General features: G+C 33.1%; 25 protein-coding genes and 1 pseudogene. 19 read left to right on the top strand and 7 right to left on the bottom strand.

Features of this window, described 5'->3' with window-relative positions:
• Positions 1–6: 6 nt before the first annotated feature.
• From glsA to EGX95_RS14035, 9 genes are all read left to right on the top strand, one after another.
• Positions 7–987, top strand: a complete 981-nt coding sequence (gene glsA / locus EGX95_RS14080) for a glutaminase GlsA (RefSeq protein ID WP_000588653.1) — start codon at positions 7–9, stop codon at positions 985–987.
• A gap of 233 nt (positions 988–1,220) precedes the next feature.
• Positions 1,221–2,537, top strand: coding sequence for a sensor histidine kinase (locus tag EGX95_RS14075; protein WP_000584797.1), 1,317 nt, complete (start codon positions 1,221–1,223; stop codon positions 2,535–2,537).
• Positions 2,538–2,541: 4 nt separating this feature from the next.
• Positions 2,542–3,486 (top strand): response regulator, encoded by a 945-nt coding sequence (locus EGX95_RS14070; protein ID WP_000274078.1) that lies wholly within the window; start codon positions 2,542–2,544, stop codon positions 3,484–3,486.
• Positions 3,487–4,174: 688 nt separating this feature from the next.
• On the top strand, positions 4,175–5,749 hold the full coding sequence (locus EGX95_RS14060; protein WP_000119244.1) for a spore germination protein: 1,575 nt from the start codon (positions 4,175–4,177) through the stop codon (positions 5,747–5,749).
• A 26-nt stretch (positions 5,750–5,775) separates the two neighbouring features.
• On the top strand, positions 5,776–6,867 hold the full coding sequence (locus EGX95_RS14055) for a spore germination protein (protein WP_000628601.1): 1,092 nt from the start codon (positions 5,776–5,778) through the stop codon (positions 6,865–6,867).
• A complete protein-coding gene (locus EGX95_RS14050; protein WP_000680803.1) occupies positions 6,864–8,057 on the top strand; it encodes a Ger(x)C family spore germination protein in 1,194 nt (397 codons plus the stop codon). Before EGX95_RS14055 ends, EGX95_RS14050 begins: the two co-directional genes overlap by 4 nt.
• Before the next feature lie 446 nt (positions 8,058–8,503).
• Positions 8,504–9,322 carry a pyrroline-5-carboxylate reductase gene (gene proC, locus EGX95_RS14045; RefSeq protein WP_001041300.1) on the top strand — a complete coding sequence of 273 codons (819 nt, stop codon included), beginning with the start codon at positions 8,504–8,506 and terminating at the stop codon, positions 9,320–9,322.
• A gap of 133 nt (positions 9,323–9,455) precedes the next feature.
• On the top strand, positions 9,456–10,871 hold the full coding sequence (locus EGX95_RS14040) for an amino acid permease (protein ID WP_000067445.1): 1,416 nt from the start codon (positions 9,456–9,458) through the stop codon (positions 10,869–10,871).
• Positions 10,872–11,037: 166 nt separating this feature from the next.
• Positions 11,038–11,679 carry a nucleotide excision repair endonuclease gene (locus tag EGX95_RS14035; RefSeq protein ID WP_001292172.1) on the top strand — a complete coding sequence of 214 codons (642 nt, stop codon included), beginning with the start codon at positions 11,038–11,040 and terminating at the stop codon, positions 11,677–11,679.
• A gap of 99 nt (positions 11,680–11,778) precedes the next feature.
• On the opposite strand, the pseudogene EGX95_RS14030 reads toward EGX95_RS14035, so the two are convergent.
• Together EGX95_RS14030 and ansR are read right to left on the bottom strand one after the other, a co-directional pair.
• Positions 11,779–11,906: pseudogene (locus EGX95_RS14030) on the bottom strand (IS3 family transposase); the annotation flags it as partial.
• A gap of 313 nt (positions 11,907–12,219) precedes the next feature.
• Positions 12,220–12,597, bottom strand: coding sequence for an HTH-type transcriptional regulator AnsR (ansR, locus tag EGX95_RS14025; protein WP_000893555.1), 378 nt, complete (start codon positions 12,595–12,597; stop codon positions 12,220–12,222).
• A gap of 184 nt (positions 12,598–12,781) precedes the next feature.
• Here ansR and ansA point away from each other — a divergent pair, with 184 nt between their 5' ends.
• Both ansA and aspA read left to right on the top strand, forming a co-directional pair.
• Complete coding sequence (ansA, locus tag EGX95_RS14020) at positions 12,782–13,786, top strand: asparaginase (RefSeq protein WP_000722306.1); 1,005 nt, start codon at positions 12,782–12,784, stop codon at positions 13,784–13,786.
• Positions 13,787–13,839: 53 nt separating this feature from the next.
• The gene (gene aspA, locus EGX95_RS14015; RefSeq protein ID WP_001251914.1) at positions 13,840–15,270 is read left to right on the top strand and encodes an aspartate ammonia-lyase; all 1,431 of its coding nucleotides are present in this window, start codon (positions 13,840–13,842) and stop codon (positions 15,268–15,270) included.
• A 262-nt stretch (positions 15,271–15,532) separates the two neighbouring features.
• On the opposite strand, the gene EGX95_RS14010 is transcribed toward aspA, so the two are convergent.
• Both EGX95_RS14010 and EGX95_RS14005 read right to left on the bottom strand, forming a co-directional pair.
• Positions 15,533–16,387, bottom strand: a complete 855-nt coding sequence (locus EGX95_RS14010) for a manganese catalase family protein (RefSeq protein WP_000500346.1) — start codon at positions 16,385–16,387, stop codon at positions 15,533–15,535.
• Between the two features lie 231 nt (positions 16,388–16,618).
• Positions 16,619–17,752, bottom strand: coding sequence for a zinc-dependent alcohol dehydrogenase (locus tag EGX95_RS14005; RefSeq protein ID WP_000649061.1), 1,134 nt, complete (start codon positions 17,750–17,752; stop codon positions 16,619–16,621).
• A gap of 247 nt (positions 17,753–17,999) precedes the next feature.
• On the opposite strand from EGX95_RS14005, the gene sasP reads away from it, so the two are divergent.
• Positions 18,000–18,212 carry a small acid-soluble spore protein, SasP family gene (sasP, locus tag EGX95_RS14000; protein ID WP_000002841.1) on the top strand — a complete coding sequence of 71 codons (213 nt, stop codon included), beginning with the start codon at positions 18,000–18,002 and terminating at the stop codon, positions 18,210–18,212.
• A gap of 292 nt (positions 18,213–18,504) precedes the next feature.
• Complete coding sequence (locus EGX95_RS13995) at positions 18,505–19,020, top strand: DUF3231 family protein (protein ID WP_000512122.1); 516 nt, start codon at positions 18,505–18,507, stop codon at positions 19,018–19,020.
• A gap of 35 nt (positions 19,021–19,055) precedes the next feature.
• Here EGX95_RS13995 and EGX95_RS13990 read toward each other — a convergent pair whose 3' ends face one another.
• Complete coding sequence (locus EGX95_RS13990; protein WP_000680688.1) at positions 19,056–19,532, bottom strand: YndM family protein; 477 nt, start codon at positions 19,530–19,532, stop codon at positions 19,056–19,058.
• A gap of 274 nt (positions 19,533–19,806) precedes the next feature.
• Between EGX95_RS13990 and EGX95_RS13985 the strand changes: the two genes are divergently transcribed.
• The 3 genes from EGX95_RS13985 (at position 19,807) to EGX95_RS13980 (ending at position 21,738) form a co-directional block, all read left to right on the top strand.
• A complete protein-coding gene (locus EGX95_RS13985) occupies positions 19,807–20,019 on the top strand; it encodes an alpha/beta-type small acid-soluble spore protein (RefSeq protein ID WP_000069660.1) in 213 nt (70 codons plus the stop codon).
• Positions 20,020–20,227: 208 nt separating this feature from the next.
• Positions 20,228–20,380 (top strand): hypothetical protein, encoded by a 153-nt coding sequence (locus EGX95_RS30425; RefSeq protein ID WP_000872949.1) that lies wholly within the window; start codon positions 20,228–20,230, stop codon positions 20,378–20,380.
• Between the two features lie 14 nt (positions 20,381–20,394).
• Complete coding sequence (locus EGX95_RS13980) at positions 20,395–21,738, top strand: amino acid permease (RefSeq protein ID WP_000128209.1); 1,344 nt, start codon at positions 20,395–20,397, stop codon at positions 21,736–21,738.
• Positions 21,739–21,789: 51 nt separating this feature from the next.
• Here EGX95_RS13980 and EGX95_RS13975 read toward each other — a convergent pair whose 3' ends face one another.
• Positions 21,790–22,416 (bottom strand): LysE family transporter, encoded by a 627-nt coding sequence (locus EGX95_RS13975; protein ID WP_123805634.1) that lies wholly within the window; start codon positions 22,414–22,416, stop codon positions 21,790–21,792.
• 91 nt (positions 22,417–22,507) lie between these two features.
• Positions 22,508–23,266 carry a YqcI/YcgG family protein gene (locus EGX95_RS13970; protein WP_000154279.1) on the bottom strand — a complete coding sequence of 253 codons (759 nt, stop codon included), beginning with the start codon at positions 23,264–23,266 and terminating at the stop codon, positions 22,508–22,510.
• A 519-nt stretch (positions 23,267–23,785) separates the two neighbouring features.
• Here EGX95_RS13970 and cotF point away from each other — a divergent pair.
• From cotF to EGX95_RS13955, 3 genes are all read left to right on the top strand, one after another.
• Positions 23,786–24,268, top strand: a complete 483-nt coding sequence (gene cotF / locus EGX95_RS13965; RefSeq protein WP_000121380.1) for a spore coat protein CotF — start codon at positions 23,786–23,788, stop codon at positions 24,266–24,268.
• A gap of 342 nt (positions 24,269–24,610) precedes the next feature.
• Positions 24,611–25,117, top strand: coding sequence for a DUF2243 domain-containing protein (locus EGX95_RS13960; protein ID WP_000256784.1), 507 nt, complete (start codon positions 24,611–24,613; stop codon positions 25,115–25,117).
• Positions 25,107–25,904: a cytochrome c oxidase assembly protein gene (locus EGX95_RS13955; RefSeq protein ID WP_001063488.1), complete on the top strand. Its 798-nt coding sequence runs from the start codon at positions 25,107–25,109 to the stop codon at positions 25,902–25,904. The genes EGX95_RS13960 and EGX95_RS13955 overlap by 11 nt, the downstream gene beginning before the upstream one ends.
• Positions 25,905–26,286: the final 382 nt, after the last annotated feature.

The raw sequence follows: 26,286 nt of genomic DNA, 5'->3' as shown, positions 1-26,286 counted from the left end.
GATTAAATGATAAAGGATTCTAGCGTTCAAGTTGAGGGTCAAGAAAAAGTTTGCTTAGATCAATGGGTAGCCCATTATCGAACGTATGCAGCTAAGGGACGAAGCGCCAGTTATATTCCAGCTCTGGGGGAAATAAATGTATCACAGTTAGGTATTTGTATAGTAAAGCCAGATGGAACAATGATAAAGTCAGGAGATTGGGAGATACCGTTCACATTACAAAGTATATCAAAAGTAATCGGTTTTATAGCCGCTTGTTTAAGTCGCGGTATTTCTTATGTATTAGAACGGGTTGACGTAGAGCCAACTGGAGATGCCTTTAATTCGATTATTCGTTTGGAGATACATAAACCAGGAAAACCTTTTAATCCTATGATTAATGCTGGAGCAATTACGATAGCTTCACTTTTGCCAGGGACATCAGTGCAAGAAAAATTAGAATCTATATACGTATTAATTGAAAAAATGATAGAGAAGCGTCCCGCTATTAATGAAATAGTATTTCAATCAGAATGGGAAACGGCTCATCGTAATAGAGCATTAGCATACTATTTAAAGGAGAATGGTTTTCTAGAATCAGATGTGGAGGAGACACTAGAGGTTTACCTAAAACAATGTTCGATTGAAATAAATACAGAAGATATTGCCTTAATAGGGCTTATACTAGCACATGATGGATATCATCCTATTCGCAAAGAACAAGTGCTCCCTAAAGAAGTAGCTAGGTTAACAAAAGCTTTAATGCTTACTTGTGGAATGTACAATGCTTCCGGAAAATTTGCTGCTTTCATTGGATTACCAGCTAAGAGTGGGGTATCCGGCGGAATTATGACACTTGTTCCCTCAAAATCTAGGAAGGATTTATCGTTCCAAGATGGATGTGGTATTGGTATTTACGGACCAGCCATTGATGAGTATGGGAATAGTTTACCAGGAATTATGTTGTTAGAACATATTGCAAAAGAATGGGATTTAAGTATATTTTAAAAAGGAACACAGATATTTTGGTGTTAGAGCGAGTCCAAAAGTGTTCAGACCTTATATTGTGTCTGAACATTTTTGAGTTATAAAGTATCTTTCTAAAGTAGAAGAGTGTAATGAATACTCACAATCTATAATGCTTTCGTTTATATCTTATTTATCAGTTTTTGAAAAAAATAGAGTAAGTATTGTATTAATGCAAATAGGTTTGTATACTGACTGTTAGGCGAAAGTGAGAAGTGATTATTTTGAATCTTAGTAATTTAGTAAAAAAAGACATCTATATTCTCGTTTTAATGATACTTACAGTACCCTTAGTAGGTGAAATAAAGTCATTTCCTTTAAATGAAACATTTAGAATGAGCTTTGGTGCACCAACATTTTTCTTTTTTTTGTTATTGTTTCGACGAATTCCAGCATTTTTACCGGGTTTTTTAACAGCGATAGTCGTGGTAGTATTTCGTATCTCAATGGATGTCATTATAAAGGGAAATATGGATTGGCTAGCCGCTTTTCATACTCACTATCCTAGTTTTTTCTTTTATTTTACTTATTCGTATCTCTTTCATTTAGCAAAAATTAAACGTTTTTATCATCAACCACTAATGATTGGTTTGATTGGTTGCATGATTGAAATACTGTCAGACTGTGTGGAATTAATGATTCAATATTTCGTATTAAAAACATCGATCACATCCGAGGCAATAAATGAGATCATTGTTATCGCATGTTCCCATAGTTTTATAGTTCTAAGCTTTTTCAATATGATGAAATTGTATGAAGCGCAATCAAGGGAGAAACACATAAAGAAACAAAATGAACACATGCTCATGCTCATCTCTAATTTATATGAAGATGCTGTTCATTTAAAAAAAACATTACAAGATGCTGAGAATATAACAAAAAAATCCTATGATTTATATAAAACTTTAGACTCTTTTGAGCACAAACAGATGGATTTTCAGTTTGGGGATTTAAGGCAACAGGCATTACAAATTGCTGGTGAGGTTCATGACGTTAAAAAGGATAACCAACGTATTTTTGCAGGACTTTCAAAATTAATTTCTGATGAAAGTTTTACAGATTATATGTCTGTACATGAACTAGTAAATATCATTATACGGGCAAATGCGAAATATGCACGGTTGCTAGAGAAAGACATCCAATTTGTGTATAAAATTGATGGTGTGCATCCTCATTATCATATTTACACAATCTTATCTATTATAAATAATATCGTTACAAACGCTGTAGAGGCTATCCAAGGTATGGGAACCATCACAATTGACATTAATAAAGACCACCATTTTGTTGAATTTCAAATAGGCGATAATGGTCCCGGTATTTCTTCAAAATATAAAGATTCAATTTTTGAGCCTGGTTTTACTTCTAAATATGATGATTTAGGCAATCCATCGACAGGTATCGGATTATCGTATGTTAAAGAAATGGTCGAACAACTTGAAGGTGATGTTACGATTGAGGACAGAACCGAAGGAAAAGGATCAATTTTTATAATTAGATTAGGGATTGATCATATAATTTCGAAAGGGTGATTCTATGTATTTTTATATAGTAGATGATGAAAAAGCGGTTCGCTCAATGTTGGCTCAAATTATCGAGGATGAAGATCTTGGGGAGGTTATAGGAGAAGCTGAGGATGGTTTATCTTTAGAGCAACAAATGCTAATCCTTAAAAATATAGACATTTTATTTATCGATTTGTTAATGCCAATTCAAGATGGAATAAAAACTATTCGTCAAATAAAACCTTCGTTTAAAGGGAAAATTATCATGGTCTCTCAAGTAGAATCAAAAGAATTAATTGCTGAAGCTTATTCGCTAGGTGTTGAATACTATATTATTAAGCCGATTAACCGGATTGAAGTATTAACAGTTGTTCGGAAAGTCATTGAACGAATTCGTTTGGAAAAATCGATAAAAAACATTCAAGAATCGCTTAATACGGTACTAAAATTGGATAGTAATTCAAGTGTGCAAGAAAAATACCGTAATGAAAAACATTTAAATACTTTTAATCATTTTCAAAATTCCATTCATTTTCTTTTGTCTGAATTAGGAATAGCCAGTGAAAGTGGAAGTAAAGATTTAATGGATATGCTAGATTATTTATATAAATATGAACAAGATAACACGTTGGAACAAGGTTTTCCCTCACTAAAAGAGATTTTTATGAATTTAGCTCAAAAAAAACTTGGGGATTCAGCTGAAGATACCGAATTAAAAAGATTCATAGAAGCTTCCAAACAACGGATTCGGAGAGCAATTTATCAATCATTAGACCATTTAGCATCCCTTGGACTTACTGATTTTTTAAACCCGAAGTTCGAAAATTATGCTTCTAGATTTTTTGATTTTACTACCGTAAGGAGAAAGATGACAGAATTGAATAATGAACCAACATTACCTGCTCGTATTGATACGAAAAAATTTATTCAAGTTCTTTATTTTGAAGCAAAACGAATACACTTGGAATTAAGATGATAAACTCTTGCTCATTATTACGTTCAATTAATAGATTGATAGTTGTTTTCATGTTATTTGTTTTATATAGTTTTTCTAAGAGAGGATTTTCCTTTATTTCATATTGAATTTAAAATCAGAAAATTCCGTATCGATTTGGTAGAAGTGTATGAACTTAGAACAAAAGAATATGTATTTTTTATTTTTTTAAACATTAATATTCATTTAAAAAAACGAGTATTTCCACAATAAAATATAAATACATAGTAAGTTGAGTTGAAAAAAGATGCTATCTTCTAGCATCTTTTTTTCTTTAAGAGGAAATATCATCGATCCTTATATTATTTGAAATTCAAATGCGGGCATATAAATAAGGGAAAAGGAGATAATATCTAACAAATTATAATTGGAAAGGGTATTTTAGGTCAGAAATGTTTTTATACTAACTAGGTTATTGGTACGAAATAAGCATAATGTCTAGCTTTTCTGCTCTTTAATCTTATCGTTATTTTTTATTAAGTACATATCGTTTTTTAGAAATCTCAATCCTAGCAGAGTATATAAATTGGGTGATAAAAATGTGGAACATAATTACTTCTTATCTTCCGGATTGGAAAGTCTTTGTACAAGCTTTTATCTTGTTTTTAATTCCGTATACTATCTCAAGATTTTTTCATTGGGTTCGTATGTCAGAGAAAGAGTGGGAAGAATGAGTTGGTGGAAGTCAAGAGACAAACAAGTGAAAAAAAATAATATTCAAAGTAAAACGAAACAAGAGTATAAACCTTCTCAAAATACAATCGTTCATTTCACAAATGATTTTGCCTCTAACTTAGAACTTATAAAGCAACAAATCGGACATAATTCTGATGTTCGGTTTCGGAAGTTTAATATTGGGCGCACAGATATTCAGGCTGGGATCGTTTTTGTTGATGGTCTATCAGATAAAGAGATAATTGACAAACATATTATGAAATTACTAATGGATGATTTTTCTGATGAATATAAAAATGAATCTTCTTATGTGGAGGGGACTGTTTCAAAAGAATATATTAAAAATAAAGTTCTTACAATTAGTGAAGTAGCAGAAGTCCATTACATAAAAGATTTAATACCCAAAGTATTGATAGGTTCAACAGCTCTTTTAATTGATGGTTTAGCAGATGTGTTTATTCTTGGTACAACAAAAGCAAATAAACGAAACGTTGAAGAACCAGTATCGGAGGCATTAGTCAGAGGGCCACGGGTCGGTTTTACTGAAGTATTAAGTGATAATACCTCACTTTTGCGACGACATTGTGCGGATGAGAGCTTATCATTAGTAAAGCTACCAGTAGGAGAACGTGCAAAGAAAGAGTTAGTTGTCGCATTTATTAAAGATCTTGCTAGTACAGAATTGGTGGATGAAATAAAAAACAGAATTCAGAAAATTGACATAGACAGTGTACTCGAATCTGGTTATATAGAGCAACTCATTGAAGATAATTATCTAAGTCCTTTTCCGCAAATTCAAAATACAGAACGACCTGATCGTGTTATTAGTGCTTTGATGGAAGGTCGAGTAGCTATTTTGTTAGATGGAACACCATTTGTTTTAATTGCTCCAGTTACATTTAGCATGCTGCTGCAATCACCAGAAGATTATTATGAAAGGTGGCTTCCTGGTACACTTCTCCGTTTATTACGCTTCATGACAGCTTTTGTTTCATTATTTGCTCCAGCACTGTATATTTCTTTCATTTCATTTCATCCAGGATTAATTCCCACTAAGCTCGCTATTTCTATTATCGGATCGCGAGAAGGAGTTCCTTTTCCCGCTTTAATAGAAGCGTTAATTATGGAAATAGCTATCGAAGTTTTACGAGAAGCAGGTTTACGTCTGCCTAAACCGATTGGACCGGCAATGGGAATTGTGGGCGGTTTAATAATTGGTCAGGCTGCCGTAGGAGCAGGAATTGTTAGTCCAATAATGGTTATCGTTGTTGCGGTAACAGCTATTTCTTCTTTTACTATTCCGCAATATAGTGTGGGAATTACGTTACGCATTCTTCGTTTTGTAGCTATGTTTTGTGCTGCGATATTTGGCTTGTATGGAGTTATTCTGTTCTTTCTTTTACTTTGCAGTCATTTAGTGAAACTGAAAAGTTTTGGCGTTCCTTATACCAGCCCTGCTGTTCCATATCGATTCAGTGACTGGAAAGATTTTATGGTTCGCATGCCATTAAAAATAATGAGACGTCGACCGAAAATAATGCATACCAAAAAAACTATCCGCAAAAGGTAGCTGATGACGAAAGGAAGTGACCTTCAGTGATTACTATACCTAAAGACCGAATAACAACTTCACAAGCAGTTGTTATTATTGTAAATTACATACTTGGGACAGGAATTCTTACTTTGCCCAGAGCATCTGTGGAAAAAGTGAAAACACCAGATGTATGGTTAAGTGTGATATTAGGTGGAATATTGGCAATGATTTCAGGAGTAATTATGGTCAAATTAAGTCAGCAGTTTCCAGAAAAAACATTTTACCAATACAGTCAAGATATTGTAGGGAAATGGATAGGCAGATTGCTTAGTTTTCTTATTATAGGGTATTTTCTTACAACTTCAGCATTTCAAATTCGTTCAATGGCAGAAGTAATAAGCTTTTTTTTGCTCGAAGGAACCCCCACATGGGCTATTGTTATGCCTTTTATGTGGATAGGTCTCTATTTGATTATGGGTGGTATTAATTCAATTGCACGGATGTTTGAAATAATATTTCCTATTACTGTTTTTATTTTTTTAATCATTTCCTTTATGAGTATCGGAATATTCGAGATAGATAATCTCCGTCCCGTATTAGGTTTGGGAATTAAACCAGTGTTAGATGGGATAAAAACAACGTCTCTCGCATATACAGGTCCTGAAATTATGTTAATTCTTTTGGTATTTATGGAACAACGAAAGAAAGCAGTAAAAGCTATTTTAGTTGGAATTTCTATTCCGTTAATCTTTTATGTAATAACTGTTGTAATGGTCATTGGTGCATTATCAATTGATGGGGTTGTAACAAGAACATGGCCGACAATTGACCTTATGCGCAGTTTTGAAATTTCTGGTTTGATATTTGAACGTTTTGAATCTTTACTGCTTGTAATATGGATTATGCAAATATTTGCTACATATACAATTAGTTACTATGCAGCTGCATTAGGATTAGCGCAACTCTTTAAAAAGAGTATTCATCCGTTTATTTTTGCCTTGATTCCAATTATTTACATCATTGCTATGACTTCGAAAAATATAAATGACTTGCTTAAATTGGGGGATATGCTCGGTAATGTTGCATTATTTTTATTTGGTTTACTACCACTGCTTCTTCTTATTATTACGCGATTAAAAGGAGGAGTAGTGTGAAACATAAATTTAATTATGTGCGGTTCTATTTGGCTTTGTTAGGGACGCTTTTGCTTCTATTTTTAACAGGATGTTGGAGCAGTAAAGAAGTAGAAGAGTTGAGCTTAACTGCAGGTATAGCACTAGATAAAGGGAAGGATTCAACAATTGAGAAAGAGGATGAGGAAGGAGGTTATCCTAAAAGAAATCTTATAACAGCTACTTATCAAATTGTTAGTTCGCAAGCACAAAGTAAAGGAAATGGACAACAAAAACGTTATATAAATGTTTCTGAGACCGGTGATTCCATTCATCAAATTGTTCGTGAGTTTTCATTGAAAAGAGAGAGCACAATGTTCAGCCCACATTTAAAAAACATTGTTATTAGTGATAATCTTGTACGTACATACAGTTTAGAACAATTACTTGAACAGTATCTCCGTGACAATGAAGTTCGGCTTAGCTGTATGCTCTTAATTAGCAAGGGTCTAGCGAAGGAGGTACTGGAGTCAAACAAAAAAGGAGAAATCCCAGCATTTCGTTTGTCTGGAATTGCAGATAATAGAAATAGAACAACAAGGATTTTACCTCCTGTATCGCTCGCTAAATTGGAAGGAAAGATGCGGTCAGGGTCCAGTTTTCTTTTGCAAAATGTAATCTCGATAAAAGGAGAAACAAAATTTGCAGGAGCTGCTGTAATTAAAGGGAAGACAAAAAAGTTGATGGGTTTTTTAAATGAACAGGAATTGGAAGGAGTAGTATGGATAAACGGAAAAAGGAATGGTGGTGTGGTAAAAACTTTTGATAAAGAATCAAAGAAACTCATTATATACGAAATAAAGTCAATAAAAAGCAAAATCATACCCCATGTTAACAGAAATAATATTTCCTTTGATGTAAACATTGAATCAGAAGGACGTTTGTCTGAAAATTGGATGCAATCAGGAAAAGATTTTGAAAATGAATTTTTAAAAAGGGAAGAAAAAGCTATTGAAAAAGAAGTAAAGCACTTAGTGCATCATGTTACAAAAAAAATACAAAAAGAATATCAAGTCGATATTGCGGGTTTTGGCAACCAATTAAGAATTAAACACCCGAGAACATGGGAGAAAGTCAAAAAAGATTGGGATCGAACATTTAGTAAGGTACCGATTAAATATCATATAAATGTAACTATACAAGATTATGGAGCGTCAAGTTTAAAACGATGAGACGTCTTAATCGACCTTATATTTACACAAAAACAAAAAGTTACGAAAATTTTAATTTGAAAATTTTTGTAACTTTTTGTTTTTTTATGTCCTTCTTATTATAGATTAAAGAAATGATTTTATTAAAAGTTCATTCTTTATCCTATACACTTCTTTTGCACTATAAAGTAAATAACAACCGTTACTAATGGTGTTTTATTTAACGTTAGGAAAAAAAGAGGAATCGTTATATATCCGAATAGGAGGAGTTTGAAGTGCAAGCGAAAGCAGTGCAAATAGAAGGGAATTTTGAAAATAAGTAATTATTAGAGGTATATGTAAGCTCTATATAGGAAGGAGAATTTTTAAATTCTATTGATAAACCCAGTAATTGTAATAGCCCTTATTTAGAATAATAATTTCAAAATCAATAAAATTTAGAGTAGAAGGAGCAAGAGCAAATTATTATGAATAAACAAATAGGATTCATCGGATGTGGAAACATGGGTATTGCTATGATAGGTGGGATGATTAAAAAAAATATAGTTTCTCCAGATCAAATAATTTGTTCAGATTTAAACGTCAGTAATTTAAAAAATGCTAGTAATGAATATGGCATAACTATAACTACTAACAACAATGAAGTCGCTAACAGTGCTGACATTTTAATTTTATCAATCAAACCAGATTTATACTCATCGGTAATTAACCAAATAAAAGATCAAATAAAAAATGATGTAATCGTTGTAACTATTGCTGCAGGAAAAAGTATTAAGAGCACTGAGAATGAATTTGGTAGAAAGTTAAAAGTTGTTAGAGTAATGCCTAATACACCGGCACTTGTTGGAGAAGGAATGTCTGCGTTATGTTTTAATGAAATGGTTACAGAAAAAGATATAAAAGAGGTACTGAACATATTTAATATTTTCGGCCAGACGGAGGTCGTAAATGAAAAACTAATGGATGTTGTTACATCTATTAGTGGTTCTTCTCCAGCATATGTGTATATGTTTATAGAAGCCATGGCAGATGCTGCTGTACTTGGCGGTATGCCGAGAAAACAAGCTTATAAATTTGCGGCTCAGGCTGTATTAGGTTCTGCAAAAATGGTATTGGAAACAGGAATACATCCAGGTGAATTAAAGGATATGGTTTGTTCTCCAGGTGGAACGACGATAGAAGCTGTAGTAACGCTAGAAGAAAAAGGTTTAAGAACAGCTATCATTTCAGCTATGAAACGTTGTATGCAAAAATCTATGGAAATGTCTAGTTTAACTAGTAAGTGAGAAGCGAATTTATATAATATTTCAAATCTATTTAATGTAAAAGAAATATTATGAGGCTAGTTAATAACTAAGTAAATTTATATACAACACTAACGAGACGAACAAACCTTATTTTAAAGGGGATACAGAAAATATGAGTAATTTACTAAAAAAGAAATCCGTTACACAATTGTTAGAGCATAATCAAAGCAAGACTTTAACGAAAACATTAGGAGCATTTGATTTAATTATGTTAGGAGTAGGCTCGATAGTTGGAACAGGTGTTCTTGTCTTAACTGGATTAGTAGCAGCAAGAGATGCTGGTCCAGCAGTTATTTTTTCATTTGTACTTGCAGCAATTATATGCGGATTTATAGCATTATGTTACGCAGAAATTGCTTCTACACTCCCGGCGTCTGGTAGTGTATATACGTACTCATATGCAACAATTGGTGAGTTTGTTGCTCATCTAGTAGGTTGGTCATTGCTGTTAATATATATCGTGGCAACAGCAGCTGTCGCTGCTGGATGGACAGGCTATTTCCACAATTTAATAAAGGGATTTGGATTAGAGATACCTAAAGCTCTAGTAACGATTCCTTCGCATGGTGGTATTGTGAATCTACCAGCAGTAATTATTACATTGATATTGGCATGGATGTTATCTCGTGGTACGAAGGAAAGTAAACGAATCAATAATATAATGGTATTGATTAAAATTGGAATGATTTTGTTGTTTATTACGGTTGGTATATTCTATGTAAAACCAATGAACTGGATACCAATTGCACCATACGGTTTAAGTGGAGTTTTTACGGGTGGAGCAGCTATTTTATTCGCTTTTACGGGTTTTGATATATTAGCAACTTCAGCAGAAGAAGTAAAAGATCCGAAACGTAATCTTCCTATCGGTATTATTGCATCATTAATCATATGTACAATTATTTATATTATGGTATGCCTTGTTATGACAGGAATGGTTTCCTATAAAGAATTAAATGTTCCTGAGGCAATGGCTTATGTAATGGAAGTGGTAGGACAAGGAAAAGTCGCTGGTGCAATTGCTGCAGGTGCTGTAATTGGCCTTATGGCAGTTATTTTTTCGAATATGTATGCGGCAACACGAGTATTCTTTGCAATGAGTCGTGATGGATTGTTACCGAAATCATTTGCGAAAGTTAATAAGAAAACTGGAGCACCCACTTTTGTAACTGGATTGGCAGGAATAGGGAGTTCTATAATAGCTGGGTTTATTGATTTGAAAGAATTGGTTAATTTAGTTAATATCGGTAGTTTGGTGACGTTTGCGTTAGTTTGTCTATCAGTTATTATGCTACGTAAATCACACCCAAATTTAAAACGTGGATTTATGGTACCTTTTGTACCTGTATTACCATGCGTTGCAATTGTATGCTGTGTGTTTTTAATGCTAAATTTACCGTTAAGGACATGGGTGTACTTTAGTATTTGGATTACTATTGGGGTAGTAGTATATTTCCTTTATTCGATAAAACACAGTAATTTAAATGAGGAAACGATCTCGAAATTACATGATAAAATTGCGAGATAATAACGATCGAAAAATTTATTAATAATCATATTGATAGTTGAGTAAAATAGAAACAGTTTTTTGATATTTAGCAAGAACTAAAATGAAAAATCCTAGGACAGCAGAGTGCCTTTTTTAGAAACCTTGCCTGTTTTTCATGATTTAAAACTAATAAGGAGAGGAAAGTATGAGTGAATTGCATTTTATGAGTCTAGAAGAACTGGATAATGAATTAGAAAAAGATGACAGTGGTATTTATTTCATTAAAGATTATAATGACAATATTATTTATATAGGCAAGGCTTTTAATATAAAAAGTAGAGTATTAGCTCATTTTAATAGTTATTCCAATATTAAGGAATATGTACATTTATTTAATAAAGTAGCGTATCTCATTGAAGATAGTTTGTTAAAACGCTCATTGTTACAAGTTACTTATATGATTAAATATAAACCAGTATTAAACAAAGAAGTCCAAAAAGAATTCCCAGAGTTATATACTCAATACATTAAGCAAACAAATAAAAAATCCATGTTGTTAGAAATTGATGAAGCTAAAGAAAAAAGGGATGAGTTAAAGAATAGATTAGTAAAATTAGTGGGTGGAAAAACTATGTTTTATGACATAATTTCTCTGTTAAACAATGGATATAACTATCATGTCCTCGCAAAAGTATTGAGCATAGAACTTCAAACTTTAATTATAATGAAAGAACACCGAAACAAATTCCCGATACCACATAATTATAAGAGAACAATCAAGCATCAAGATATAATGTATGCTTTATCTGGAAAAAAGAATTTAAGTACGTCAAGGTTAAGCACTTAACTTTAAAGTAGTAAATTTGTTGCTTTTAGCAATTCAACTAGAATGTGCCCCCCGAAATTTAGAAAGATCGGTTTATTAGGTAGCCTTTAGGGAATGAGCCTAGTACAATACTGGGTTCATTCCCTTTGATTTTCCCTTGATTCTTTCATGATTATAGTACTCTATATACTTTGCTAATTCTTGTTTGAAATCTGTTATATTTCCAAATTTTTTCGATACAGAAATAGACATACAAAAACGCCATCCTTTCTTATAAATCTACAGAAAGAATAGCGTATTTTTTACAAATGAGTTCCTTTATTGAAAAGCTTTAGTTCTATATGACTGATAAAAGGGCAAGTAACGCTAAAATAGCGGGAATTCCTTGTTTTTAGAAGAATATTTTGCATATGCAAAATATTAAAATGTAATTTATAAATATAAAGTTAATAAATTACATTTTAATAATATTCCTAAAGCTAATCCTATATATACTGTTTACAAATTAAGTGTCTAAGTATTTTTTAGTTTAAAAGTGCAGTGTATTCGTTTTTTATTGAATCAATTTTTACATGTTGGTTCAATATTTTCTATTCTCTTGGAACTTAGTTCTCGTTTACTTCTCACAAAAGCAATAAAATCTATTATCTCTTCTGTTGACAGTGCTTCTCCATCTATTAAAAGTGTTGGATCTGGATCGTTTAGGAGTCTTGTAATATCAATTACATCTTTGTTTTGATGTGAATGTTCAATTCGACCTAATATATAATCTACAGATGTATCAAATAAATCGGCTATTTTAGATAAAGATTGTAAGGAAGGTAATCTATAACCATTTTCATACCCGGCATAGGTGCTTTTCGCAATCCCAAGTCGATCTGCTGTCTCTTGTAAGGACCACTTTTGATTTTTTCTTAATTCAGATAAACGTTCCAGCATTCGTCTCATACCCCATCTATTTTTATTAAATTAATTATAACATAGAAAAAGAATCAAGAATAGAAAAAAAGTACGCGTATTGAATACAAAATCTTGATTAATTCAAATTAAGTTCTATAATGATAAATATAAATACGCATTACGCGAACGATATATCGTTGTTTATTTTATGGAGGGGTTGTGTATGAAGAAAATTTTATTACTTGCAACTGGTGGGACAATTGCATCTGTGGAGGGGAATGAGGGGCTTGTTCCAGGATTGTCCGCTGAGGAATTATTGAATTATTTTTCGAAGTCTTCTCGAAACTTAGAAATAGATTGCAAAATCTTAATGAATATTGATAGTACCAATATGCAACCTGAGCACTGGAAAGAAATAGCTAATGCTGTTTTTAATCACTATGATGACTATGACGGGTTTGTGATTACACATGGAACGGATACGTTAGCTTATACATCTTCTGCGTTATCTTATATGCTGCAAGGTTTAAGAAAACCAGTTGTTTTAACAGGTTCACAAGTACCTATTAGTTTTAAAAAGACAGACGCAAAGAAAAATGTAGCTGATGCTCTTAGGTTTGCCTGTGAGAGTGTTGGCGGTGTGTTTATTGTTTTTGATAGTAGGGTGATTATTGGGACGAGAGCAGTTAAAATGCGAACAAAAAGTTATGATGCATTTGAAAGTGTGAATTCTCCATATGTTGCTGAAGTAAATGAAGATGAAGTGAAATATCATTGGAAGCCAACTTCCTCACATAATGAACTTTCAATAAATACTAATTTATGTACGGATGTTTTTCTTATGAAATTGTATCCAGGTACAAAGCCAGAGATATTTGATTGTTTAAAAGATTTGTATAAAGGGATTATTATTGAAAGTTTTGGAAACGGTGGATTACCTTTTGAAGGAAGGAACTTGCTTTCGAAAATTCAAGAGTTGACTGAAATGGGGATTGCTGTAGTGATTACTACTCAATGCCTGGAAGAAGGAGAAGACATACTTCTCTATGAAGTAGGACGGAAAGTGGCACAACATCAAGTAATATTGTCTGGAGATATGAATACGGAAGCCATCATAGCAAAATTGATGTGGGCGCTTGGAAAAACTAATAAATTAGAAGAGATTAAAAAAATTATTGAAGAGCCTTTAGCCTACGATTTAACAATAAAATCTGATAAGGATTGGTAAGGACTTCATATGATTTATTTAGGTTTTACATTTAATATGGGGGAGAAATTAAAATGGCAATGACAAACAAGAACGTGCGAGTGGAGAATGATTTTTTGGGAGGAAAGGAATTACCTATTGAGGCATATTACGGAATTCAAACTTTACGCGCTGTTGAAAATTTCCCGATTACAGGGTATAAAATCCATGAAAGTTTAATTAAAGCGTTCGCAGTTGTAAAAAAAGCTGCAGCGCTTGCCAATACAGATGTAGGAAGATTGGAATTGAACAAGGGCGGCGCGATCGCAGAAGCTGCTCAAGAAATTCTTGACGGGAAATGGCATGATCATTTTATCGTAGATCCAATCCAAGGCGGAGCAGGTACTTCAATGAACATGAATGCAAATGAAGTCATTGCCAATCGTGCTCTTGAATTATTAGGAATGGAAAAGGGAGACTATCACTATATTAGTCCAAATAGTCATGTAAACATGGCGCAATCAACAAACGATGCATTCCCAACGGCGATTCATATCGCTACATTAAACGCATTAGAAGGTTTATTACAAACGATGGGTTATATGCACGATGTATTTGAATTAAAAGCAGAACAGTTCGATCATGTGATTAAAATGGGTCGTACACATTTACAAGACGCTGTGCCAATTCGCCTTGGACAAGAATTTAAAGCGTACTCTCGTGTACTTGAACGTGATATGAAACGAATTCAGCAATCACGTCAACACTTATATGAAGTGAACATGGGAGCAACTGCAGTTGGTACAGGCTTAAATGCAGACCCAGAATATATTGAAGCAGTTGTAAAACATTTAGCTGCAATTAGTGAACTACCACTAGTTGGTGCAGAAGACTTAGTAGATGCAACGCAAAATACGGATGCATACACAGAAGTATCTGCAGCACTTAAAGTATGTATGATGAATATGTCTAAAATTGCGAATGACCTTCGCTTAATGGCATCAGGTCCACGTGTTGGTTTAGCAGAAATTATGTTACCGGCTCGTCAACCAGGTTCATCTATTATGCCAGGGAAAGTAAACCCTGTTATGCCAGAAGTAATTAATCAAATTGCATTCCAAGTAATTGGTAACGACCATACAATTTGTCTTGCTTCAGAAGCAGGTCAATTAGAATTAAACGTGATGGAACCAGTACTTGTTTTCAACTTACTACAATCAATTAGCATTATGAATAACGGTTTCCGTGCCTTTACAGATAATTGCTTAAAAGGAATTGAAGCGAATGAAGATCGCTTAAAAGAGTATGTTGAGAAGAGTGTAGGAATTATTACAGCCGTGAACCCTCATATCGGTTATGAAGCAGCAGCTCGCGTTGCGAAAGAAGCAATCGCGACAGGGCAATCCGTTCGAGAACTTTGTGTGAAAAATGGTGTACTGTCACAAGAAGACTTAGAGTTAATTCTAGATCCATTCGAAATGACGCACCCAGGGATTGCAGGAGCAACTCTTTTAAAGAAAAATTAAAAGAAGAGGGGGGACAAGCTCCTCCTCTTTTTTTTACAATATAGGGATGTTATATGTGAATAGAGGTAGGGAGGTTATAAGTAAGTATACAGTGGCGTTTAATGGTTCATAGAAACAAAATTAAGAGGAGCAGCAATATAATCAACATCACTTTTAAATAAAGAGGATTTATTAAAACATCCTATCATGTTAACAACAAGTTTACATGAATCTTTATAAATAACTATGACCAACCATGAATAAATAGTTGGCCACAATAATCTTAAAGATCCATATCTTTTAATCCAGGACTATGCTCATTTGGCATTTCAGGAAGCTCTGGTACAGGAAAACCTTTTGGCGGGTCAGTTACTGCTAATGTTCCTTTGTTTCTACTTGGTGATTCACCTTGGAATATTTCTCCCATTCTTGTTGAATCTAAGCTGAAATTAAATTGTGCGTTATGGAATCCCATGTCGACATACTTTCTGCACTCTGGATATTTATTAATATCATAGTTCGGCACTGGGAAGAGTTTGCCCCATTCAACCCCTAATGTTTCTAAAGCTTTTGCGAAAGCATTTTGATGTGCATTATCACGTACAATTAAAAATGCAAGTGTTTCTCTAAAGGTTTGATTAGAACTCATTTCATAAATTCTAGTTTTTTGAAGTACACCTGTAGATTCAAGTACAACATTATCTAGTAAATCGCTAATTAAGTTTCCATGACTATATACCCAAGATCCATTCCATGGGTTGCCAGCTGCATCAACAGGTAATGAACTTTGAGCCCCTACAATAAAGTGATGAGGATTTGCATGTTTAACCGCTTCGTCAAGTGGTGCTGTGTCAATACCAGCATTTCCAGGCGTAGGTTCACCAGATCCAGTTAATAGTTGATTAATTGTATGTTGTACAAGTTCTACATGACTTATTTCCTCTAAAAAAACACCTCGAAGTAAATCACGATATTGCTTCTCTTTACCTCTAAAATTTGAGCTTTGGAAAAAGTATTGCATCATTGTACGCATTTCACCATAATGCCCACCTAATATTTCTTGTAAAACTTTTGCAGCAGCAGGATCTGGTTTGTCCGGCTTAATCATATTAATTATTTCCTCTTTATAATAAAACATGAAGTACACCTCTTTTAAGTTAGTTAACATTGTTATCGTGTCCGTTAATTGGTTACTTAATACTGAAATTCATTTTTTTACCAAAAACTTTTACCTTAAAATGCAAAGTCTTTTTGAAATAACTATTTTCGATGTGAGATGAAAATAGGGGAGATACTTAGTGTTTTAATAAAAAAGATAAGATTACGAAATGTAATCTTATCTTTTCATTAAGAATGATGAATTATATGTTCAAGGCTTTAAAATGACTTTTATACAATCATCTTCACGATTATTAAAAATTTGATAACCGTAGCTTGCTTCTTCAAGGGGAATTTTGTGTGTAATAATCTCTTTTGGATCGAATTCTTTGTTTGTTATTTTCTTAAATAATTCCGGCATAAAATGGATGACAGGTGCTTGTCCCATTTTTAGATTAATATTTCTAACCCAAAATGCCCCGAGTGGAAAGGCATTATAATTACCGCCATAAACACCAGTCATTTGAACTGTTCCATATTTTCTTACAGCTTTCGTAGCGATTTGAATAGGACCGAGGGTACCGCCTTGTAATTTTAATTTTTGTTCCAGAAATTCTAGGGGAGATTTTTTCCCATCCATGCCTACACAATCAATAACTACATCCGCACCGCCATGCGTAATTTCCTTTAAATGTTCTCCCATATCAGGAAATTTTGTAAACTCAAATACCTCAACATTGTTAATCTTTTTTGCATAATGTATTCGATAATCTAAGTAATCCACTGCAATTACACGTTTAGCACCTTGCATCCAAGCGAATTTTTGTGTCATTAATCCAACAGGGCCACAACCAAGTACGATAACAGTATCGCCTCGCTTAACACCTGCATTTTTTACACTCCAATAGGCTGTTGGCAAAACATCAGATAAAAAGAGTAGGGATTCATCTTCCAGTTCGCATGATTCTGGTATAACAAATGGAGTGAAATTTCCAAAAGGAACTTTTAAATATTCAGCTTGTCCACCTGGATGGTTACCAAATTTCTCTGTGTAACCAAAGTATCCACCAGAATCAAAATGAGGATTCGAGTTATCACATTGACTTTCCATTTCATGTTGGCAATAAAAACAATGTCCACATGCAACATTAAAAGGGATAACAACACGATCGCCTTTCTTTACTTTAGTAACATCTGGACCAACTTCTTCAACAATTCCCATTGGTTCATGACCAATAATGTACCCTGGAGGTAAAGGCATGTTGCCTTGATATAAATGTAAATCAGAACCGCAAATAGCGGTTGAAGTAATTTTTACAATAATATCATCTTTTTTCTCTAACTTTGCATCATCCACTTGTTTAACTTGTACTTTGTTTGGTCCTTGATAGGTTACAGCTTTCATCTCATTTCTCCTTAGGAATCATTTTTCATAATTTATATGTATCCTCTTGGCAACACAGAAATCTTTAGTAAAGAGGAATCTATACATAGTGTTGTTATGACAGTATGTTATAGTAACTCTTCTTTCTTATGTCTTCTGCCCTATTTTAAGAAGAAACTCAATATTTATTCATGATCTAATTCCCATAAAAAGGATAATTATTATTTCATAACTTGAAGCATATTAAAAACATCGGAGGTGAAATAATATGGCAAACAATAATAGTGGAAGTCGTAATGAATTGTTAGTTCGAGGTGCTGAACAAGCTCTTGATCAAATGAAATATGAAATTGCACAAGAGTTTGGTGTACAACTTGGTGCGGATACAACAGCTCGTTCAAACGGATCTGTTGGTGGTGAAATTACAAAACGTTTAGTAGCAATGGCTGAACAACAACTTGGTGGTAGAGCGAACCGTTAAGTGAATTGACATAAAATATAGTAGATATGTAAATCAATTTCTTTTGTGTATGTATAAAAACAAAACCTTATAGTAAATGAATTCTCACTCAAAGATTATTGATAATCTTCTTTCATAATCTTTGGGTATTTAATTTGTAAACTACTTTCCTAAACAATAAACACGCAGTGTTGGAAAGGTGTTTTCCATGCATAGTAGAAAATCTTTTGCAGGAAAAAGCATACTTAAAAATTTGATTTCAATATTGAAATCAATATTTATTATAATATTTTCGAAAGGTAGGAATTTAAAAATGGGTATATTAAGTGGAAATCCTCAAAATGAACCGTTACATTACGGAGAAGTGTTCGACATTTGGAGTTATCTTCTTGCTGCGCAGGGTGCGATTGCAAGCCACCAAGTATTTATGAATCACACAGGTGATGAAGATTTGAAGAAGTTTTTAGAAGGCTTAATTGAAAATGATATGAACTCGGAAATAGAAGAATTAAAAGCACTTTTAAAAGTTAATGGGGTTGCTTTACCGCCTGCTCCTCCAGAACGACCAGTAGCATCTATTGAAGACATTCCTCCGGGAGCGCGTATTAATGATGTTGAAATTGCAGCAGCTGTTTCTACAGGATTAGCAGCTGGACTTGTGACATGTAGTCAAGTAATGGGAAAATGCCTTCGAGAAGATGTAGGCATGTTATTTGGACAATTTCATATGAAAAAAGCGCAGGCAGGTGTAACTTTGCTACGTTTAAGTAAGAAAAAAGGATGGGTGGTTCCACCTCCATTACATGTGAGAAACTCTGATCAAGCTTAATAAACAAAAATAAAAAAGTGGCGTTGGCCACTTTTTTATTTTTTAGATGTATCCTTAAGCTTGGATTTATTTATTGTGGAAGAATCCATATATTCATCTGACATTTCCATAGCGTATTTATCATGGTGAATATGATTGTGATTTCTTAATTCATCGTTGTTACGCAGTACTAACCTCTTCATATAAATGTGGAAGAAAATCTCTATTCCGCCAATAATTAATGTGGCTATAAATGAAGAAAATCCAATATTACGAGTAGTATCTAAATTAGTAAATAAAGATGTTAAAAGCCAAATTCCGAAGAAGGTTAAGCCGAAATCTGCCATTGTAGCAATCATATTTCCGTATTTAGGTAAAATGAAAAGATCGCCAATTAAATAGGCAACTCCTGTTAGGAAGAGAGAAATAAGCAATACTCTAGGAATGGAAATACCTTGAAAGATACCAAGTACGATAAGTAATACTGTAGTTATCGCTGTGTATTTAATTAATAAAGCAACAATATGTTTCATTATTTTCCTCCATTGTCTAAACGTATATGGAATAAAATATTTTATTAAAAACGGGTTATGCTGTTAAATAGCTTAACCCGTTTTATGTTGTAATGGAGGTCTACTTATGATATCCCATGGCACGTAAGATGTATTTCGTTCTCCTATACATGATTATTTTTAGTTTAAAGAAGATCAACTATACCTTTGAATTCACGGTCGTAATTACCAATTAATTAGCTATATATTTTAGCATGTAATTTAACATATTAAAGAAAGAAGGAGGTGAATGAACATGTCAAACAATAACAGTGGAAGCAGCAATCAATTATTAGTACGTGGCGCTGAACAAGCTCTTGATCAAATGAAATATGAAATTGCTCAAGAATTTGGCGTACAACTTGGTGCAGATGCAACAGCTCGTGCAAACGGATCTGTTGGTGGTGAAATTACGAAACGTCTTGTATCATTAGCTGAGCAACAACTTGGCGGTGGCGTTACTCGTTAATTTTATATATGAAATGGATATAGAGGAGAGGCATGCCGTCTCTCCTTTCTCATACATTTTTTTAATAAATAAGCTTAGTAGCGTTACAATCGTTTCGACTTTATTTGTTTAACTTTTAGACTCTCGAGGTTTTACATACATAATGAATTTTTGTGAAATAAAGGATAAAAGATAAGAGATTATATTTGATGCGAAAGGGGCAGAGAAAATGAAATATGAAGCGTTATTTACAGTTGAGATTTCTGTAGGAAGTGAACTAGTAGCAAACCATAAAATAAAGGCTCATAATGTCACTGATGTTGTTGAAAAGCTTGCTGAGAAGTACTTAAGTGATCATGAGGGGCATTCTCAAAATGAATAAAGGAGAATCGTGATATGACCTGTCATGATGCTAAGAACGAAACGAAAGAAAAAAAAGATTTAAAATGGTGGCAACTCTCACTTATTGGGATTGGTTGTACAATAGGGACCGGTTTCTTTTTAGGATCCAGTATAGGAATTAAAATAGGTGGTTCGTCAATTATTCTTATTCTTATATTAACTGGATTTACTACTTATATTGTATTTGAAGCATTGGCAAAAATGGCTGTAGAAGATCCGCAAAAAGGATCTTTTCGTATATACTCAAAAAAAGCTTTTGGAAATTGGGCGGGTTTTAGTCATGGATGGACATATTGGTGTTCTGAACTGCTTATTATGGGCAGCCAGTTAAGTGCGTTAGGAATCTTTTCACGTTACTGGTTTCCTAAGATACCACTATGGATATTTGCTGCTATATATGGAGTAGCGGCTATATTAATTATTTTTATAGGGGTAAAGATATTCGAACGTTTAGAGAAATGGATGGCTATTATAAAAATCGCTGCTATTATGGGGTTTATTGTAATTGCTATTTTAGTTATTTTAGGATTTATAAAGGGTGGTTTATATAAAGCACAAATTCCGCGGAATTTCAAAGATTGGTTCCCAAATGGATTAAAAGGCACTTGGTCCTCTCTAATTTATGCATTTTATGCATTTGGAGGAATCGAAATTATGGGGTTAATGACAATAAGACTGAAAGACCCTAAAGATGCACAAAAATCAGGAAGAGTAATGCTAATGATTTTAACGATTATTTACGTAGTCTCTTTAGGGTTGGCAATTATGATGGTACCATTAAACCAGTTTAATACGAAAGAAAGTCCTTTTGTAATAGCGTTACAAGACTATAATTTACCGTATGTGCCATTTATTTTAAATGTAGTATTAATTTTAGCGGGCTTTTCAACGTTAGTTGGTTCATTATTTGCGGTGACAAGTGTATTAATGAACTTAGCTGAAGAGGGTGATGCACCTGCGATGTTTGCGAAAAAAAACAAGAAGAATATCTCTTTTCCAGCTTTAATTCTTATCATAATGGGGCTTGGTGCTTCTATCCTTAGCGCTTTATTACTACCGAAAAATATATATGAATATGTAACAACTGCAGCTGGATTGATGTTGTTGTATACATGGAGTTTAATTCTTCTTTCCTTTTGGAGATTAATGAATCCAAAAGGTTGGATGCAGATAAAAAGTATTATTGGTCTTATTATGATTGCACTAGCTGTTAGTGGAACACTATTGCAAAAAACAACGCGTTTTGGTTTCCTTGTGAGCTTGTTGTTTTTAGGAATAGTTATTATCGTTACTATAATTGTTCATTTTGTCTCAAGAAAAAGGAATACAGCTATATGAAGTATCTTTCTTTTACTCCATGAATAGTATGTCAGAACAAAATAATAGAAGTTATTGAAAAATGATTTGGTAAGTTTGAAAACCAAAATATAATCCATAAATAATAAGTGATATTCCAGATATTACTGTTATAAGAGATAATATACGCGTATTTAAAATTTTACGAAATATACTAGAAGTACTTTCCATCGTAATATCCCAAATAAAAATACCTAAAATAGTACCAAAGCTATATAACAAAAGCTGCTCTTTATTATAGGAAGAAGCGGCTTTTGCTAATATAGAGCCGAAAATGCCAAGCCAAAATAGAATTGTTAATGGGTTCGATAAAGACATAAAAAAACCAGAAAAAAAGCTTTTAATAATTGAATCATCATTTCTAGTATTACTAATGCTAATTTGATTCGCATTTTTTACACTTTCAATGCCTGTATAGATTAAAACAAAAGCGCCGAAAGACCATAAGAAAAGTTTGATAATATCTTTTTCGAGGAAATGAATGACACCTAAATAAATAAGTGCCATGTAGATAACATCTGCAAGTAAGGCTCCTATACCAAGGATCCAAGCATGGAAAAAACCACTCCTAATACCTTTTTCTAGCTGCGCAGCATTTATAGGTCCCATTGGAGCAGATAATGATAAACCTAAGAAAACATAGCTTAAAAATATGCCCACGTATGATATGCTCCTCCCACTAAATTTAATCTATATTAAATCTATTCAGTGGTTAAAGTTTGTACAACTAAATAATAAAAAGTAGAGTGGATTACTTATTTTTATGCAAGTATTTTATGATTCGAGAAAACGGACACTTGGATGGAATTGTTTCATCATCACGTAAAAAATATTGTTGCCATTCATAATTATCTTTTTCACCATAATCTTTAAGAGAAGGGTGAATAGGGGCTTTGTCATAAGCGGCTAGACGTTGACGTATTAAGTTTTTTAGTTTTCTACTGCGTTTCTCAGAATTCATAATTCCCTGTAAAACCCACCTAGGAGTTAAAGCAAGCATCATACATGAAAAATGTCTACTTTGTCTATTGACATGGGCAGGTGTAGCACAGTAGACGAAATATGATTCATTATGAAAGCAAAATTCCCAAGTATTTTCCATAGGGTCATTGGGGATATGCGTAGGCCATTCCATCTCGTCCAAACGACTAGTTGTATTAAGTAGAGACCAATACATATGTTCAAAATCTTTAACTGTAGTTTCTCTCATTAAATCTATTGGTGTATGAATAAAAACAATAAGTGAGGCATATTGACCTGTATCTCTAGAACATTCAGTATATTCTTTAAGTAATGTAGCAAAGTCCTCGCTAGTATTCGTATCTCTAGGATCATCAATGAATCCGTACCGGAGGTGATTCGCTGTAAAGCCGTGTTGAGCCGGGATACAAGGAAAAGGTTTATTTTTATCTGTCATTTTTAATTTAAAAGAACAGAAAGCTTCTTGTTGCCAATGTGGAAGGTTAATAATATGTTTTTGTAAAGAGTCTTTATCATAAAGTATAGTCATCTTTTTATCCCTCCTAGGTCATAATATATAACCTATTAATTATTTAAGAATAGGTGACTAACACGGATAGAATAATTATTTTTTAATCTATAAAAATAAAATGATTTAATGAAGAATCCCCTTCAATGTAGTTACTTTAATAGTTGATCTTTAATAACGTATAAATTTTAAGTAGCTATAAAATTTGAAAAATATATAAGGAATATGTAGGTACAATGTTCACATTTATATTTTCTAACTAATATGGTTTATAACGAAACAAGAAGGGATGTATTATGATGGGGATTTTTAAGGAAGAAAAAATTAAATTTATAGATTGTAAAGGCGAGGAAGTCATTTTGAAAATCAAAATTAAGGATATAAAAAAGTAGGGAAGAGGAATTAAGGATACTTTATTGTGATTAACATAGAAGGATGAAAAGTAATCATGAATTAGATTGAAATGAATTCATGTAGTATAGGCCCTTTTTGAATTTTTTTGCATAATGTAGCATGAGTGAATATTAAGGGGGAACATACATGTCTTATCCTAATCAGTTAGCTTGGCATGAAACATTGGATTTACATGAATTAGTAGCATTTCAAGCGAACGGCTTAATCAAATTAAAAAAGTCAGTTAGAAATGTACCTGATCAAGCACTTCAATCGTTATATATTAAAGCTATAAATGTCATCCAAAACAATCTGCAAGAGTTAGTACAGTTTTATCCGTATGCTCCTGGATTTCAATCGCAGCAGCATCGTGATGACACTGGATTTTACGCTGGAGATTTACTTGGATTAGCAAAGACATCTGTTCGAAATTATGCAATCGCGATTACCGAAACTGCAACACCCCGACTGAGAGAAGTTTTAACTCGTCAAATAAATGGTGCTATACAATTACATGCGCAGGTTTTTAACTTTATGTACGAACGTGGTTACTATCCAGCTTACGATTTAAAACAACTATTAAAAAATGATATTCAAAATGTGCAAAAGGCAATACAAATGCAATATTAAAATGAAGATATGGAAATTATCTTTAGAGGAAAACTATAGTTTATTTATAGAAAATCAAATAGTTAAGACTAAATGGTAATTTCCATTGTTAATAAATTGATTAAATGCTAAAAATATAGATTCATTCTAAAATATTAAAGAAATTATACTAGCGCTGTTTTAGAATGGTGAACCCCTTCAAGTTTTTTTAGTGAGTTTTAATCAAATATTAAATACTCTTGAGAATAAGTATTTATATGATACATCTAGTTGAATGTTATTTTCCTTTGGCACTAAGTATGTTTAGCACGTTTTTCTTTTGGGAAAAATAAGAATATACATTAGTGGAAAGGATAGGATTTAATGGTTACCAAAACCGATAATACAAGCTATTTAACCTCTTCTGTTTATTTGACCCGTAATCTATGGTCAGGTATCTTGTTTGGACTAGGATTAGTAGCTTTTATAGATGAAACTATTTTTCATCAACTGCTGCATTGGCACCATTTCTATGATAAATCTACAACAGATATTGGACTCATTTCAGATGGTCTTTTTCATGCTTTTAGTTGGTTTGCAACGATTGGTTCCTTGTTCATAGTTGCTGATCTTCGTCGTAGAGATGCATTTTGGTTGAAAAGGTGGTGGAGCGGATTAATGCTTGGTAGTGGTGGGTTTCAATTATATGACGGTATAATTCAACATAAACTAATGAAAATACACCAGATTCGATACGTAGAGAATGTTCTTATCTACGATGTAATATGGAATATAATTGCGACTGTAATGCTCTTATTTGGCATTCTGCTAGTTTTTCAGACAAGAACTGATGAAAGATTATTGAGAGGTAAAAGCTTAAATGAACAATAACCATCTTCATCATGAAATATGGAATGCACTGGATATTTTACTATTCGTATTCATTTTAATTATGTTAATCATTTATATAGTAGCCACGATTTTATCAAATCGCCATTACAAACGATGGCCGTTATATCGAATTGTCTTCTGGGTTTTAGGGCTTATTTGTGCGGCAATAGCAGTTGTTGGGCCATTAGCTTATCGTGCTCATAATGACTTCACAATACATATGCTTGTGCATTTACTCCTTGGGATGCTTGCTCCAATTTTTATAGCATTAGCAGCTCCGATGACTCTTTTTTTACGAACGCTCAATGTGAAAGTAGCGCGACGTCTTTCAAGTGTATTAAAGAGTAAGCCGCTACAAATCCTTACTCATCCCATTATCGCAACCTTGCTTAATCTAGGAGGGCTATGGATTCTCTATACTACTAATTTATACTCGATGATGCACAAAAGTATACTTCTTCATTTGTTCATACATTTCCACGTTTTTATTGCAGGATATTTGTTTACCACATCAATGATTTATATTGATCCAATATCCCATAGATATAGTTATAAATACCGATCAATTATTTTAATAGTTGCATCAGCTGGTCATGGGATATTATCAAAATACATATATGCTCATCCGCCTGCTGGTGTAGTCACTGAACAAGCTGAAATCGGGGGCGTGCTGATGTATTATGGTGGGGATTGCGTTGATATTGTTCTTATTTTTATACTTTGTTTGCAATGGTCTAGGGGCAGCAGATCGAGAACAAAAGGTAATAATGTATTAAGTTCATGGTAATTATTAGATTTTTTGAAATTAAAAACTTTGAAATGCAATTTGGTCATACTGTACTTAAAAGAAACTTTGATAAAAATCAGTATTTTATTTTCATTTTTAAAATTTATAAATAAAAAGCAGCTAGCAAAAGCTAACTGCAGCGAGAAAATTACATCCATGAATTTAAGGAGTATAACTATATCATGGTTAAATATAGTATGAACAAAAAATGTAAGCTTATACTATGAAATTAAAAAGAGCAGTTATTTATTATGACTGCTCTTTAATGGTAAGAAATAAAGCCTGGGTAAGAAGCAGACTTTATTATAAATAGTGTGTGTGAAAGATCGATTTTTATTCCAAAAGGGTAGTTCTATTCTTAGGATAGAGATGTTAATTAAGT

It is taken from the genome of Bacillus sp. FDAARGOS_527, assembly GCF_003812125.1.
GTDB lineage: Bacteria > Bacillota > Bacilli > Bacillales > Bacillaceae_G > Bacillus_A > Bacillus_A paranthracis.
The sequence above is the reverse complement of the archived record's forward strand: the minus strand, read 5'-3'. Positions and strand labels throughout refer to the sequence as shown.

Bases quoted from the DNA above. Each gene is read 5' to 3' on its own strand.
- cotF (WP_000121380.1), top strand. From the start codon at position 23,786: ATGTCTTATCCTAATCAGTTAGCTTGGCATGAAACATTGGATTTACAT.
- sasP (WP_000002841.1), top strand. From the start codon at position 18,000: ATGGCAAACAATAATAGTGGAAGTCGTAATGAATTGTTAGTTCGAGGT.
- ansR (WP_000893555.1), bottom strand. From the start codon at position 12,597: ATGCTGGAACGTTTATCTGAATTAAGAAAAAATCAAAAGTGGTCCTTA.
- EGX95_RS13990 (WP_000680688.1), bottom strand. From the start codon at position 19,532: ATGAAACATATTGTTGCTTTATTAATTAAATACACAGCGATAACTACA.
- EGX95_RS13980 (WP_000128209.1), top strand. From the start codon at position 20,395: ATGACCTGTCATGATGCTAAGAACGAAACGAAAGAAAAAAAAGATTTA.
- EGX95_RS14035 (WP_001292172.1), top strand. From the start codon at position 11,038: ATGAGTGAATTGCATTTTATGAGTCTAGAAGAACTGGATAATGAATTA.
- glsA (WP_000588653.1), top strand. From the start codon at position 7: ATGATAAAGGATTCTAGCGTTCAAGTTGAGGGTCAAGAAAAAGTTTGC.
- EGX95_RS13970 (WP_000154279.1), bottom strand. From the start codon at position 23,266: ATGACTATACTTTATGATAAAGACTCTTTACAAAAACATATTATTAAC.
- EGX95_RS13960 (WP_000256784.1), top strand. From the start codon at position 24,611: ATGGTTACCAAAACCGATAATACAAGCTATTTAACCTCTTCTGTTTAT.
- ansA (WP_000722306.1), top strand. From the start codon at position 12,782: ATGAAGAAAATTTTATTACTTGCAACTGGTGGGACAATTGCATCTGTG.
- EGX95_RS30425 (WP_000872949.1), top strand. From the start codon at position 20,228: ATGAAATATGAAGCGTTATTTACAGTTGAGATTTCTGTAGGAAGTGAA.
- EGX95_RS13955 (WP_001063488.1), top strand. From the start codon at position 25,107: ATGAACAATAACCATCTTCATCATGAAATATGGAATGCACTGGATATT.
- EGX95_RS14010 (WP_000500346.1), bottom strand. From the start codon at position 16,387: ATGTTTTATTATAAAGAGGAAATAATTAATATGATTAAGCCGGACAAA.
- proC (WP_001041300.1), top strand. From the start codon at position 8,504: ATGAATAAACAAATAGGATTCATCGGATGTGGAAACATGGGTATTGCT.
- EGX95_RS13995 (WP_000512122.1), top strand. From the start codon at position 18,505: ATGGGTATATTAAGTGGAAATCCTCAAAATGAACCGTTACATTACGGA.
- EGX95_RS14060 (WP_000119244.1), top strand. From the start codon at position 4,175: ATGAGTTGGTGGAAGTCAAGAGACAAACAAGTGAAAAAAAATAATATT.
- EGX95_RS14070 (WP_000274078.1), top strand. From the start codon at position 2,542: ATGTATTTTTATATAGTAGATGATGAAAAAGCGGTTCGCTCAATGTTG.
- EGX95_RS14040 (WP_000067445.1), top strand. From the start codon at position 9,456: ATGAGTAATTTACTAAAAAAGAAATCCGTTACACAATTGTTAGAGCAT.
- aspA (WP_001251914.1), top strand. From the start codon at position 13,840: ATGGCAATGACAAACAAGAACGTGCGAGTGGAGAATGATTTTTTGGGA.
- EGX95_RS13985 (WP_000069660.1), top strand. From the start codon at position 19,807: ATGTCAAACAATAACAGTGGAAGCAGCAATCAATTATTAGTACGTGGC.
- EGX95_RS14005 (WP_000649061.1), bottom strand. From the start codon at position 17,752: ATGAAAGCTGTAACCTATCAAGGACCAAACAAAGTACAAGTTAAACAA.